The organism is Curtobacterium sp. SGAir0471, assembly GCF_005490985.1.
GTDB lineage: Bacteria > Actinomycetota > Actinomycetes > Actinomycetales > Microbacteriaceae > Curtobacterium.
Genome location: NZ_CP027869.1, coordinates 2,720,157 through 2,733,872, shown reverse-complemented (window position 1 = coordinate 2,733,872; position 13,716 = coordinate 2,720,157). Strand labels below are relative to the sequence as shown.

Genomic DNA, 13,716 nt, shown 5'->3' with positions numbered 1-13,716 from the left:
GGCGGCAACTGCCGCTAAAAGTGCCCATACGAGAGGAATTGGAACAACTCGTGACTAGTGTCGAGGTTGTCCACGTCGGCGACGGCGCCTGTAGCGTGATCGATAGTGTCCGCACTTCTTCGATGATGGTCATCGACTGCGGGAGCCTTCATGACGTCTCCGGCGCTCCGTCAGCTCATCAGCTCGCGACGCTGATCCTCCCGCGTATCTCGCGACTCCGCTGCCTTGCGGTGTCGCACTTCGACGCCGACCACTGGAAAGGACTCGCGGCGCTGCCGGCGCTGCTGCCACAATCGGCGGCCATGCGCGGGTCTCTCGAGTTCGTTTACCCGCAACTGCCCGCGACGGCCCGGTGGGTTCCCGCGCTGCTTCATGCTCTAGCAACCCATATGCCTGCGTACCCGGCGGGCAGCATGGCGGAGGTGGTTGACGCTTGGGCGGCACGAGGGGTCAAGTTAAACCCGCGCCCTAAGCAAGCCGGTCAGTCCTTCCACATGGCAGGAGAAGACTGGGATGTGCTATGGCCGCCCGCCGTATTGCCCGTCGGCTGGGGGAAACGGGCAACAACCCTCATCCGACGTGCCCGCGAACTAGCGAACCATCCGGAGAACGGATGGCTCGACGAGGCCTTCAGGAAAGCCTACGGGAGGTCCTGGGGAGCCGATATCGAGGTCGACGTCAGCGAACGTGAAACCTTCGACCCGTGGAAGCAAGCTCAGAACGACCTTGCCGGCCCGTTCGATGAGTCGGAAGACGCGCTATATAACGATAGCGACCATGGCGACAGGGGCGACCGCGGTGGCACTCGCGAGCTAGGGGACGGCCTTGCCACCAGTTCAAGCGTCGCTACGACAAGAGGCGTCTCTGAGTCTCAACCGATACGAGAGCTGTTCGGCCGCCTTCAAGGTTTGAACAACGAGCTAAGTCTCGTACTTTCCAGCGCAAGTGGACGGCTTCTTGCAATGGGGGATGTGAAGGGGTTTGGCCTTCGACGATCGCTTCAGCACCCGAACCTGCGGGCGCGGTACATGACGATCCTCGCTCCGCATCACGGTACTATTGCTCCCACTGCGCGCCAAGAGTCCCTCATGCCTCGCGCGCGATGGCTCATTGCGCAGAACGGTCCAATCCACCACCCGCGACTCAAGTGGGCGTATATCGCCCGCCACGTCCGATGCACGCATGACGAAGGCAATATTCGTGCCTGAGGACGGCGTGCGTCTGTCCGCAGCCTTCGAAGAGAACTGCACTGGTGAGAAATGACTCTGGGGTGACTCAAGGCGAGCCGCGGGCCATGACTGACGGGCAGGCCGGGGCGCCAAGGTGCGCACGTAAAAGCAATCGCGCCCAACGTTGTCTTTGCTTGCAATCGCTTGCCAGCCTTAATCGGATGGACTGCAATCCACTCACGCCAGGGAGGATTCAGGCATGCTTCCGGCCGGCGGAAGCGTGCCTGTCGTACCTGGCTCTGAGGTCGTGTCCTCGTCGCCCATCGGCAGCTGTGACATTTCGGCGTTCGCGGGAGCGGGTACCAACTCGGTCGCGACGTTTTCAATTCCATCAACGTCTCGGACGCGGTGTTCACGCAGTGCATCCTCGGGAAGCCGCTTGAACGGAGCGAAGTCTGACTTCGGCAGATACATTCGGGATGGCCATCCCTCGGATTCCAAACATGCCTTGCAGAGCGCCTCGACGTCGACGGCGGCCGTGCTGCTCATGCCACGTATCGCTTCGTTGACGGCATCTTCGAATTGGCGATCGATCGCGACCACCGGGTATCGCCGGCCACCCCACACCCCCTTGAAGTCACGTTCGCCAAGGTACGCAATGTCGGGCGATTTCTGCTGAAGTCCGCGAACGCCCCAGCTGAACGCCCAAGCGACTTCGATGCTCATCGTGAAGTAGCGCTGGTCGCAGGCGGAGAGGATTCGGAACCCGGTATCGATGCTTGGTCCGATGTAGTCGTAGATGAATCGGTCCCGGTCCCGTTCTCGCAGCGCATCGTCGTTGAGGTCGAGGACATCGCGGGAAGAGGTTTCCGTGAACGGGTCCAGCGGAGCGGTTGCTTGGGTGTCGGGACCGGGGAAGGTCGCGATGAAAGCGCCACCTTTTGTTTTCAGCGGCACGTCTGAAAGCGACCGTTCCTCGTACTGGCGCATCGCCGCCAGCCACGTCCGCACCGCGTCCACTACCTCGGCTTCGTGATTGACCCTGCACGTGAAGATAAGCTCGTCGCCAATCGGCTTCCACATGGAGAATCGCACCGACGAGACATCGCTTTGCACCTCGGCGAGGGCTTGCGGGAATTCACGGTAGAACTGCAAGAACTTACGTGGCCAGTCACTGCCCTTTTGCTGCTTGTAGCTGGTCGATCCGACGAGGTCGACCGACATGAACAGCAGTGAGTGGGGATCCGCCTGGTCGGAGTTGCCGGTCAACTTCCGAGGCCCAGCACTTCGCAGCGGACTCGTGCGGCATCTGGAGATACGTCGAAGTGCTGAGCGAGCCGCCAGATCTCGCCGTTGGTTTGCTCATGAACGCGGCGGAAGTGGCTTTCCGGCATGAGCAGACTCGACGCGAACACGTTGGCTTGCGTCTCCGCTCCGTTCCGGGCGCCACGACCGAATCCCATGTCGCCTTCTCGCGCGGGTAGTAGGTAATGCAGAAAATAGTGACCCAGCTCATGTGACTGGGTGAACCGATCTCGCCGCGCCGAGGTCATGTGCGGAAGGTAGATGGTGAAGTCCCGACGGGCCCGAACCCGAAGAGATTCCTCGCCGTCTCGGTAGTCGATGCTGCCGCCCAGCGACTTGATGAGCGTGTCGAGATCGGCGTGGCCGGATGAGCCGTAGATCTTGTAGTGCTCGCCGACTCGTTCTGCCCAGTCTCGGATCTGAGCGTGCGGAAGCGGCGCCGGTGTGACCGGGGCGTACTCCTGCGGCATGAGGTTCCTTTCCGGGTGCGTCCCGTTGTGGGACACGGAAACATCCTATCGAGCCAAGGTGACAGGGGTGCAGTGCGCGGCGGCCCGCCGTAGCACTGCTCTCAACGCCAGTGGAAGACCGCGTTGTCCGCGTCAGGGTCCGCCCTCTCGACCTCGGTCGGAGGCCGCCGCTTGCCATCGTTCGACGATTCCGTCCGCGTAACGCTCGCGTACCTGCTTGCGAACCCCGCGTAGGACGTCGTCGGCTAGTGCACCCAACGCGAACGCCGCTCGCCCTTGCCAGTTAGCGCTGAGGGCCGCTGCGATGAGCTGCTCCGGAGTGAACGCGTACCCGTGGCGAAGCAGGCGTTGCAGACCGTCCGTCACCTTCGAGCGGTCGCGACGGTCGACCAGCCCCGTGCTGGAGTTGACGGAGTCGGTGAAGGTCGCCACGGCTACGGCCACAACCGGATCGATCGCCGGCTCGACGGCTGCTATCGGTTTACCGGCGAGCAGCGTCGGGCTGTAGGCGGTGACCCATGAGCGGTGTGTCTCGTCAGCCCCAACGAGCACGATGCCAGCAGGCATCCGCCGTTCCACCTCAAGAAGGTGTTCAAGATCGGGGTAGTAGGCGATTTGTGGACCCGAAGTCTTGGCGTTGGCGGCGGAGTAGCGCCACGTCGCGAAGACCCCCTCGCCGGACCGGTCAAGCTGCGCGAGTCCCGAGTTCTCTTCGATGGCAGTGCGGTGGGGTATCAGGATGCCGAGGCGCTGGCCGGTGTTGAGGTTCCAGCCCCAGTCGGCTGCGAGACCTATCGCGTCGACGGCGGCTACGTCTGCCGTCACGTACGCACGAGGAACGCCGCTGCGGTCGGACTCAAACATCATTGGATCAGTTTGTCCTGAGTCACCAGGGTTGTGAAGCACCGCGACTGATCGATGGCATGGGTTCGTGGTCACGGGACGCCAGTGCCCGTTCGCCCGCCTCGCCGCTTCGAGGAGGACGGCGTGATCTATAATCTTTAAAATTCCGGTGGGCTGCCGACGTTTCGCTTTGGCAAGTGCAGCGGGCTTAAGACTGCCCTGGGATGCGCCACTGGTGCGGTCAGCAAGGCGTCGCTGCAACGACCGAGCGGTCCAGCGGCTCTGGTCTCATCGGCTCGGCTTAGTTCACCGGCTGTTTTGATTCCTCGACTGTGTGATGAGCCATGGACGGTAACCCAGGCCACGTGCGGTGCCGAGATCGCCGTGCCGGTAGGTTCCCGGCGGCACCGGCCGCAGACTTGCTCCGATGCGTTCGGCGAATCGCGTGGTTAGCGCTAGAGCTGCCGTGTTGTCGTCGCGGGTAGCGAAAGCGATGTCATGCTGCGGCGCACGCCCCCCGATCGAATCGAGCAGCGCCATCGCGACGCCCCTTCGCTGTGCGGGCGGCGCCACGGCCACGACCTGGATGAACGTCGGGTCACGAGGGCCGCTGCCGATCGACGCCATGCAGAATCCCACGTGCACATTGCCGATCTCGGCGAGGAGTACCAGATGCTCCGCGATCATCGTTGCGTTGTGCTGCACCGTTTGCACCATGATCGGCTCGCATGCGAGTTGCAAGTCTTTGAGACGGCGTGCGTCGCCTGGATCAACAGTTGCTTCACGCAGCGTCGGTTGCGACGGGGGGAGGGCCTCCAACGACTTACGCCACCGCACTAGTCCCGGATCTCTGGTTAGAGGGAAGACCGGTTCGAACGCAAGGTAGCTCACGTCTCTTTCGGTCACGAGCACAGGGTATCGGCAGTGTCGCGTCGGTTGATTCTCGCGCTGGAAGGCGCCACGTGAGCGACCGCTTCTGCTTCAGCCGGGCGCTCCGCTCACTCGGCCCAGTACCTCGCCTGTCTCCGAACCGGTAACGACCCGGTCTGGCTGCCGCGCTAGCGGCGTTATGGCGTCACCAGCTTTAGGAGGTCGAGCGCGTACGAGATGCCATCGATATGGCGCTGCCGCTCAGCCCTGAGATCGAATTCGCCGCGACGGTGCGGCCTGCGCCGTCCATCGTCAAGCGCAGTCGGCAGCCAGGCTAAACACCCGCGGCGCCCTTGCGCAGTAATGTCACAACTTCATCTCCGACGTCGCATGGCCCGAGCCAGGTTTGACGCGGTGGCCGGATGGGGACCGGGCTCGGCGCTGCCAAAAGGCAATGCGAAGGGATGACCCTGCGCGGTGGCGCAGCCGCGTGGATCGTCGCGAGCAGGAGCGTAATTCGGACCACGCGTCTGCAGTCCTAAACCGAACGAACTCGACCGTCACCGTATCTGGTGAGGCATCCGCTCCGTCGGATCCTAGAGAGACCTGCCTCGATCGGGGCGCGTGGGGTGTCCGAGGATGCCTCTACGGTGAGGGGATGACCGACGTGGCGCCGCCGCATGAGGCCCGATTCGACGGCGCCTCCGTGCATTTCATCCTGAGCCAGCACCTTCGAAAGCGGATCGCACTTGGTCCTGCAGTGAAGCGAATGCTCGACGAAGAAGTCGCACTCTCAGCAGGATGGCCGTCGGAGTCCTCAGTGCGAGTTGCGCCCTCCCTTGCGGCCTTCGGACGCCACGTCGAGCAGCTGAGTCGACTCACCAACGATCTGCCGCGCCCGGAAGGCACGACGTCGTGGCCTCGGTTCTTGTTCCGGCATCCGCGGATGGCCGGGCCGTACGTGAGGGCCGTCCTGCGCGGGTTGTGGGAGATCGTGACTTCTGTGCGCATCGTGCGAATGCGCCGCGCACAGATCGATGAGCCCGTCTCAACTCCGACGGCAGCCAACGCTGATGAGTCGTTCCACGGCGACTGGGCCGACACCGTCCGCGGACTCGAATCCGCCGTCCGACAAGGCTTCAACGCACTGGCCGAGAACATCAAGGTTTCCGCGATCGAGCGGGAGGTCGATGCGCGTCTCTACGGCGTGGACCCGGAAGATGCCGACCCGTACGTTCGGCTCTTCCTTCGCAACATCTACCTCGCCCTCACATCGGAACTCGGTGGTCACGAGGTTGTTCTGGAACCCCGCCTGCTGCTGCATTCTCGCGGTCTCATGCAGCTCACGCTCGCGCTCAACGCGCCGGACGAGATCGCGACGAGAGACGCCATCGATTTGTCCCACAGCACCCACCCCATCTTCTCCAGCATCCTCATTCCTGATGTATACCTGCGCGCGAAGGAGGAACACCTCGCTGGAGAATGGTCCGACATTGAAGACCAGGGCCGCAGGCTTCGCGCCATCACGTTCGATGAGCCTACGACGATCTCGGAAACCCTCAACCTCCTCGCGGAAGTCGTCTTCGATGTCACCAAGGCGCGACCGTCGGGGTCGTGGTTGACGTACGCCGTCGTGATGACCGCACCCGGCTCGTGCTGCGACAACCTCGAGGATTGGCGTGTCCAGCACGTGTCCGACATGGACCAGCTCGCATTGAGGAAGTCACCGATTGACGGCGAACAGCTGCGTATTGACGGCGGCCCAGAATTCGCCACAACCGACGGCACGTCCGACCGACTGAACGCCGGCTCATCGCTCCACGTCAGTTATCGCCCCTGGGCACCAGGGATCCATGATCTCAACACGGTCCTCCTGATTGAACACGCCATATCCGTGTACATGAGGCTGGCGCACCTCGAACAGACCATCAAGCGGTTCCGAACACGAGCACGCGCCGTTGAACAAGCATCCCGCCGTGCCGTCAGACTGTTCGGGGAGATGCGCGGTTCGGAACTGCGATACGGCACTGCCCGAGATCAGCACACGCACCTCCTCAACCAGCTGGGCGCGACCGACATACGCGCAACCATCGAGCAGGGGCTCGGTCTCCTCAGCGCCGTTTCCGGTGCCCGTAGCGATGCCCGAACCGCACGTCTGGCCAACCGTCTCGCAGCGCTCGGCATCATTGTGGCCGCCATCGCCGCAGTTCCCGTCGTCCCAGACGCACTGCACGTCCTCCGGTCCGCAGCCACCAGCACGGATGGCCCCTGGCGTGCGGTGCTCGCGGGGATCGCCGCGCGTCCCGCGACTCTCCTCGTCGCGGCTGTGGCCATTGCTGGAGCGTGGACGGTCATCGCGGCGTCACGCGCGATTATCTTGTTCGGCGCCGGTCTCCGCCATGTCATCAAACGTGGCGCCAAGTCGCCAATCACCATCGACGTCACTCTCGACACAACTGAGGCTGATGATGTACGGCCGAGTGAGGCAGCTATGGATTCCCAGGCACGTGCGACCGGTTAGGCAGCGCCACCGCGTGGTGGTACCGATCAGATCAGTCAATGATCGCCCTCACCGGCCGAATCACGTAGCTGTAAAGATCGTGCGGCGGCGCACCGAGGCTTTCACGGCGGAGGGGGAGTGATCCCGAACGGGAGCGGGGTGTCGCCGTCGCTGGGGGTTGGAAGGCGATTTAGCCAACATAGCATCCGGGGCGATGGTGAGGACGAGGTTAAGCGCCACCGCTCAGCATGCGAAGAGCAACACCCGCGGCGGATCACGATGTCGTTCAAAGCGCTCTATGCAATGCTCGGCACATGAACGATGACGGAAGCCGCAGCCCGATCCGATCCACAATCGTCTCGGTCTCTGGGCGTCAGGCGAAAGACGGCCGCCGAGGGCTCCCGAAAGTCAGCGAGATCGAGTTTTCGGACGAGGTAGGGAACACGACTCGCGCGGCGGTCGTCCCGAACACGGCTCATCGTAAAGCTGGCGAAGCCACGCTGGAAAACGTCATCCAGGCCGAACACTTCGCCCTCTGCCCGATCTGCTTCGAGCAGCCGGCCGATTCTGACGAGCACGTTCCACCGAGGGGGCTCGGTGGGAGCATCATGACCACCACTTGCACCCGCTGCAATAACGCTTTCGGGGCTCGCGTCGAAGCAGGACTGCAGGACTGGTTCGACCGAATGGTTCGAATCCGTTACACGGCGGACGGCGACCCGCGACCCTTCGGAGCAACGCGCGCCCTGGTGCTCCAGACCGACGACGGGAAGTCCCTCCTCCTTCCCGAAAAGGGATCCGACCCGGGTGAGGAGTTCAGTCGGCGAATGCGGACGGCAGCGAGTCTCGAGCACCACGTGAGCCAGCCAGGTGAAGCCGAAGTTCGAAACGGCGTACTGAAAAGCGCCTATCTCGCTGCCTGCCTCCACCTCCGTGGGGTGCCTCACGTGGACTCCGCGAAGCAGATCCGAACTGAACTCCTCGGAGTTGTGGCCGCACGGTCGCGCGCCGACCTGAAGGTGGGTCCCCACGCCCGGACGTTGCGGTTCTTTCGAACAGGCAAGCCCGCAGGTATCCCGCTGGCGTTGCTCCGCAACAAGACGATGGAGTCCGGCCCTTCCTGGCTGCTGTCGCTCGCGGGCACCCTGATCGTCGAATGGCCCTTCCCCGAGATCGACCCCGCTACCCGCCGGCTCGTTGCTTCATCCCCGGCATCGAGATCGTCCGAGTAAGCACATCGATCCGCCGATCACAGCGCTGTGATCACACCTTTCTCGGCAGGCGTACATGGTGAACTGTGCCAAATCGCGCCCATGCACTGTGCCAACAGCTTCCTTCCTCATGTAGATGCGGCCGCCCTGAACAGGGCTTTCTACTGACTCATCAACTACCCGCACTCCACGAAACCCCCGCTGACTGCGGGGGTTTCGTCGTTCCGGAGCCGATCGGGTCGAGCGCGTAGCGGAGAAGCATGCGCTGGAGGACCACCGAGGCGGGGCGTTCACGCGAGACGCCCTCCCGTCGACGAAACGACGCCGGATCCCACGGCGTCTCGGCGCGACGACGGCGCTTCGCTCGGACGCCGGCGTCTCAGCGGGACGACGGCGTCTCGGTGAGCGGCGGCGCCCGCCCGGACGGCAGGAGCCATCGCGGACGCGGGCGGTCCGGACGAGCACGCGACGGACGCGGTCGGGCGACCGGCGTCCTGAGGTGCGGACGGGCGGACGGGAGGCGCGTGGCGGGCCCGCCGCGCGCCTCCCGTCCGTCCCGTGGCCGCGTCCGGGTGTGCCTTCCGGATGATCGGTGACGCATCCCCCGGTGGCTGTCACCGCGCCGTTGTAGCATGCACGACACCTGTCCCGAGACGAGGAGGCCTGCGTGCCGGACCACACCGACCGAGCCTTCCCGATCGAGCACGTCCGGGCGGTGGGTGACGACGTCGTCGCTGCCGTCTCCACCGTGGTGGACGGCAAGGTCGACGCCATCCGCACCGCCTTCACGGTGATGCTCGCCGAGGGCCACCTGCTCGTCGAGGACGTCCCCGGCGTCGGCAAGACCGTGCTCGCGAAGGCGCTCGGCGCCTCGGTCGGCGGCACGGTCAACCGCATCCAGTTCACCTCGGACATGCTCCCGTCCGACGTCACCGGCGTGAACATCTACGACCAGTCGTCGGGCACCTTCCGGTTCTCGCCCGGCCCGGTGTTCGCGAACGTCGTGATCGGCGACGAGATCAACCGCACCAGCCCGAAGACCCAGTCGGCCCTGCTCGAGGCGATGGCCGAGGCGCAGGTCACCGTCGACGGTGTCACGCGGCCGCTCGAGTCGCCGTTCATGATCGTGGCGACGCAGAACCCGATCGACATGGAGGGCACCTACCCGCTGCCCGAGGCCCAGCGCGACCGGTTCATGGCACGCATCGCGATGGGCTACCCCAGCGCCGACGCCGAGCGTCAGATGCTCGCTGCGCGCGGGACCCGCGACCCGCTGTCCTCGCTCCGACCGATCGTCGACGTCCAGACGCTGCGCGCGATCGTGCACGCGGTCCGCGGGGTGCACGTCGCCCCCGACGTCGAGGCGTACATCGTCGCGATCGTCCGCGCCACCCGGTCGCACCCGGACCTCGTGCTCGGCGCGAGCCCCCGCGCGACCCTGCACCTGGCCCAGGCCGCCCGTGCCCACGCCGCGCTGCTCGGCCGCGCGTTCGTCACCCCCGACGACGTCGCCCACCTCGCGCCGGTGATCCTGTCCCACCGGCTCGTCCCGGTCGCCCGCGGCCTCGGCGGGGGTGCCGAGGACACCGCCCGCGACGTGGTCGTCCGGATCGTGTCCGACACCGCCGTGCCCTTCGCCTCGGCCGCCGTCCGCTCCTGATGCCCGACGGCAGAGGGCCCTCGACGACCGCGCTGCGTGCCGGCGCGGTGCGGTCGTGGGCGCTCCGCACCGGTCGGCGCGGAGCGGCCATGCTCCGCCGCACGCCGTTCCCGCGGCCGACGGCGAGGGGGTGGACGGTGCTCGGGTCGGGGATCGCCCTGGTCGGCGGCGGGCTCGTCGCCACGACGAGCATCGCCGTCTCCGCGGGACTGCTGCTGCTCGTGCTGCTCGTGCTCGGCATCGTGATGGCACTCGTCGTCGCGGCGCCCCTGCGCGCCACCCGGTCGACGGCCCGCGCGGTCGTGCAGGTCGGCGAGGTGCACCGCGAGCGGATCACCCTGCGGGGGACCTCGCTGCCGATCGGACCGCGGACGACGCTGCTTGTGCGGGAGCAGCTCGAGGACGCCCTGGTCAGCGTGTCCGACGCCGAGACCTACGCGCTGGTCGGTCCGAACGAACCGCCGGCGGTGCTCGACGTCGAGGCCCTGGCGATGCACCGCGGCCGGACCCTGGTCGGCCCGGTGACCATCCGCGTCGAGGACCCGTTCGGGCTGCTCCGGATCGACCGGCCCGTCGTCCCCGCCGAGGAACTCGTGATCGTCCCCGCGTCCACCACCCTCGGGGCGATCGACACCGGGGCGCTCGCAGGTGCCGTCTCCGCCGACGAGGGCCGTGTCGGTCAGGGCGGTTCCGCCGACGACAGCGAACTCCGGCCGTACCGCCAGGGCGACCCGATCCGGCGCGTGCACTGGGCCCAGAGCGCCCGACGCGGTGAGCTCCACGTCCGTCAGACCACCCAGGCGCAACCGCCCGAAGCCGTCATCGCGATCGACGTCCGACGCGAGTCGTACCAGGCACTCGGTCGCGACGACCTCGCCGAGCTCAGCGACCTCGGTGGCGACGCCGCCTTCGAGCACGCGGTCGTCGTCGCCGCGAGCGTCGCCCGGGCGCTCAGCGCGCGGACCTCGCGCGTGGTGCTCGTGAGCGACGACACCCCGCGGGCGGATCGGCACTCCGGCGACGCCGGCAGTCTGACCGACGTGCTCGTCGGGCTCGCCGACGTCCGGCTCCGGTCGGACGCCCGTCCCGTCACCGAGGTCCTGCCGGAGGTGCACGGGCGCGACGTGCACGGCATGACCGCCGTCGTCACCGGCCGCTGCACCGCCGAGCAGGCCGCGGAGCTCGTCGCCGCGACGAGCGGTTCGAGCCGGGGCATCCTCGCCACGATCGTGCCGCCGGACCCCCTGGTGCGCGGCATCCTCGACCGCGCCGGGTGGCGCACCCTCGTGGTGCCCGTCGCAGGCGCCCGGTCGCAGGGGAGCACCCGGTGAGCGGGACCTCGACGGCGGACCGGGTCCGGACACCCGCGGGCACCGAGCGCCCAGGGCGTCCGGCCGAGCGCTCCGACGCCCCCGGCCCCTGGGTCGTCGCCCTCGCGCCGCTCCCGGTCCTGATCGCGGCGCTGTCGATGCGTCCGCTCGTGCAGGGCACCGCCTGGTGGGTGTCCGGCGTGGTCTTCGCCGCCGTGCTCGTCGCCGTCGTCCTCGCCGTCCGCCGTCGGGCGCCCGGCGTGCGCTTCATCGCCCTCGTCGTCGCGCTGGTGGTCGGGTCCTGCGTGGCCGCCGTCGCCAACGACGTGCCCCCGCTCGGGTGGCTCGACCGGCAGGGCGCGCTCGGCGAGGCGCTCGCCGCCATCCGGCTGAACCCCGCGCCGTTGCCGCAGAGCGACGCGATCCGGCTGATCGTCACCATCGCGATCGGCTGGGTCGCCGGGGTGTCCCTGTTCCTCGCCGCGATCGCCCCGACGGTCGCGCTCGCCGCCGTCCCCGCGCTCGTCGTGCTCATCGTCCCCGGCGTCGTGACCGGGGAGGCCGCGTCGCCGGTGCTCGTCGTCCTGGTCGGCATCGCGTTCCTCGGGCTCCTGTGGCTGTCCGTCCGCCCGGTGCAACGAGCCTTCCCGGCCGCCGTCGTGGGGGCCATCGGACTCGTCGTCGCCGTCGGGCTCCCGGTGCTCGTCCCGATCAACGCCAGCTGGCTGTCCGGGGTCACCGGTGCCCTGCAGGCGCCGATCCAGCCCGGTCGTCCCGGCACGCTGCTCGAACTCGGCCGCGACCTGCGCCAGCCGAACGAGCTCGAGGTGTTCCGCTACCGGACCGCCGACGGGCAGCCGGAGTACCTCAAGCTCGCCGACCTCGACGAGTTCGGCACCGGTGACTGGGTACCGACGGTGACCGATGCCAGCGACGCGGAGACCGCGGACCAGCAGCAGTGGGCGGTCGGCGTGAACCCGCGCCTGGCCAGCCGCGGCGACCTGACGATCCGGATCAGCGGCCTGTCGAGCAACTACCTGCCCGTGCCGGGCGGCGCCGTGTCCGTCGAGTCGCAGTCGACGAACCTCGACCTGTCGCAGTGGCGCTGGATGGGGGACTCGAACACGGTCCGCTCGACCGGTCCCGTGACCCAGCGCGGCTCGACGTACCAGGTGTTCGGCGCCTCGACGTGGTCGGGGGAGTACCTCGACGCGATCGCCGCGAGCGGGATCCTCGGGCGGACCGACGGCCGGGGCTTCACGGCGCCGAGCGACGCCCAGCTGCGCACCGACCTGGCGCTGCCGAAGGACCTCCCCCGCGACATCCGCGCGGCTGCCCAGCGTGTGGCCGGCGGTCTGCCGAACGACTACGCCAGGGCTCGTGCACTCGAGCAGTGGTTCCGGAGCGACCTCTTCACCTACTCCGAGACGGCCCCGGTCGAGCAGGGCTACGACGGCGACAGCATGGACGTGATCGACACGTTCCTGCGCGTCCGCCAGGGGTACTGCGTGCACTTCGCGTCGTCGATGGCGGTGATGGCCCGCACGCTCGGGATCCCGTCGCGCATCGCGGTCGGGTACCGGGCCAGCAGCGACCAGACCGAGGACGGCGAGTACACGGTCTCGAACCGTCAGCTGCACTCGTGGCCCGAGCTGTACATCCGTGGTGCCGGGTGGGTGTCCTTCGAGCCCACCCCGAGCTCCGACGCCGCGGCCCAGGCGGGGACCGAGTCGTCCGCCACGGCAGCACCGGCGCCGTCCGAGACCCCGCTGCCGGCCCCGGGTGAGACCGCACCCGCCGAGGCCTCGCCGACCCCGACCCCCTCGGCGTCGACCGAACCGAGCGCCGCGGCCGCGTCGGGCGGCTCCGACGGTCCGGGAGCCGCCGGTCTGGCGGTCGGGCTGCTGCTCCTCCTCGCCGTGCTCGTCGCTCCGGGGGTCGTCCGCGTCGTGCGTCGGCGGCGTCGGCTCGCCGCCGTGCGTGCCGGGCGCTCGCCCGCCCTGAACGCCTGGCGCGAGGTGCTCGACGACGTCGCCGACCACGGGTACGCCCCGGGGCTGGCGCCGCCGGGCGACGCCGCTGCGGCGGCCCGCACAGCGCGTGCCGTGCTCGGTCGACTGACGGACGCCGTGCCCGCGGCCGTCCTCCCGCACCTGACGAGCATCGTCGACGCGGTCGACGTCGAGCGCTTCGCCGCGGACGGTGCGGCGAGCGTGGACACCGGTGCGCTCCGGCGGGCCGTCCTGGAGGCGCGGGTCGTCCTCGACGCGTCCGTTCCGCGGGCCCGCGTGGTCCGGGCACGCCTGTTCCCGCCGAGCCTGCTGCCCTCGTCCGCCTGGTCCCACGAGGGCCGGCGGAGCCGCCGCACGGCCTAGGCG

At 67.6% G+C, this 13,716-nt stretch carries 10 protein-coding genes; 6 read left to right on the top strand and 4 right to left on the bottom strand.

Features of this window, described 5'->3' with window-relative positions:
* The first annotated feature begins 50 nt into the window (after positions 1-50).
* Positions 51-1,208: a hypothetical protein gene (locus tag C1N91_RS12640; protein ID WP_137767999.1), complete on the top strand. Its 1,158-nt coding sequence runs from the start codon at positions 51-53 to the stop codon at positions 1,206-1,208.
* Between the two features lie 198 nt (positions 1,209-1,406).
* Here C1N91_RS12640 and C1N91_RS12635 read toward each other — a convergent pair whose 3' ends face one another.
* The 4 genes from C1N91_RS12635 to C1N91_RS12620 form a co-directional block, all read right to left on the bottom strand.
* Positions 1,407-2,438 (bottom strand): hypothetical protein, encoded by a 1,032-nt coding sequence (locus C1N91_RS12635; protein ID WP_137767998.1) that lies wholly within the window; start codon positions 2,436-2,438, stop codon positions 1,407-1,409.
* Positions 2,435-2,980, bottom strand: coding sequence for an ImmA/IrrE family metallo-endopeptidase (locus tag C1N91_RS12630; protein WP_137767997.1), 546 nt, complete (start codon positions 2,978-2,980; stop codon positions 2,435-2,437). The genes C1N91_RS12635 and C1N91_RS12630 overlap by 4 nt, the downstream gene beginning before the upstream one ends.
* A gap of 96 nt (positions 2,981-3,076) precedes the next feature.
* Positions 3,077-3,811 (bottom strand): hypothetical protein, encoded by a 735-nt coding sequence (locus C1N91_RS12625; protein WP_137767996.1) that lies wholly within the window; start codon positions 3,809-3,811, stop codon positions 3,077-3,079.
* Between the two features lie 282 nt (positions 3,812-4,093).
* Positions 4,094-4,693 carry a GNAT family N-acetyltransferase gene (locus tag C1N91_RS12620; RefSeq protein WP_137767995.1) on the bottom strand — a complete coding sequence of 200 codons (600 nt, stop codon included), beginning with the start codon at positions 4,691-4,693 and terminating at the stop codon, positions 4,094-4,096.
* A gap of 622 nt (positions 4,694-5,315) precedes the next feature.
* Here C1N91_RS12620 and C1N91_RS12615 point away from each other — a divergent pair.
* The 5 genes from C1N91_RS12615 to C1N91_RS12595 all read left to right on the top strand — a co-directional run bounded on the left by C1N91_RS12615 (position 5,316) and on the right by C1N91_RS12595 (position 13,713).
* Positions 5,316-7,178, top strand: a complete 1,863-nt coding sequence (locus tag C1N91_RS12615; RefSeq protein ID WP_137767994.1) for a hypothetical protein — start codon at positions 5,316-5,318, stop codon at positions 7,176-7,178.
* A gap of 293 nt (positions 7,179-7,471) precedes the next feature.
* Positions 7,472-8,389 (top strand): HNH endonuclease, encoded by a 918-nt coding sequence (locus tag C1N91_RS12610; RefSeq protein ID WP_175416015.1) that lies wholly within the window; start codon positions 7,472-7,474, stop codon positions 8,387-8,389.
* Between the two features lie 646 nt (positions 8,390-9,035).
* Positions 9,036-10,028 (top strand): AAA family ATPase, encoded by a 993-nt coding sequence (locus C1N91_RS12605; protein ID WP_137767992.1) that lies wholly within the window; start codon positions 9,036-9,038, stop codon positions 10,026-10,028.
* Complete coding sequence (locus C1N91_RS12600; protein WP_137767991.1) at positions 10,028-11,359, top strand: DUF58 domain-containing protein; 1,332 nt, start codon at positions 10,028-10,030, stop codon at positions 11,357-11,359. Before C1N91_RS12605 ends, C1N91_RS12600 begins: the two co-directional genes overlap by 1 nt.
* Positions 11,356-13,713 carry a transglutaminase family protein gene (locus C1N91_RS12595; protein WP_137767990.1) on the top strand — a complete coding sequence of 786 codons (2,358 nt, stop codon included), beginning with the start codon at positions 11,356-11,358 and terminating at the stop codon, positions 13,711-13,713. The genes C1N91_RS12600 and C1N91_RS12595 overlap by 4 nt, the downstream gene beginning before the upstream one ends.
* Positions 13,714-13,716 lie beyond the last annotated feature (3 nt).

Coding starts and splice junctions, on each gene's coding strand:
- C1N91_RS12625 (WP_137767996.1), bottom strand. CDS start 3,811: ATGATGTTTGAGTCCGACCGCAGCGGCGTTCCTCGTGCGTACGTGACG.
- C1N91_RS12615 (WP_137767994.1), top strand. CDS start 5,316: ATGACCGACGTGGCGCCGCCGCATGAGGCCCGATTCGACGGCGCCTCC.
- C1N91_RS12610 (WP_175416015.1), top strand. CDS start 7,472: ATGAACGATGACGGAAGCCGCAGCCCGATCCGATCCACAATCGTCTCG.
- C1N91_RS12600 (WP_137767991.1), top strand. CDS start 10,028: ATGCCCGACGGCAGAGGGCCCTCGACGACCGCGCTGCGTGCCGGCGCG.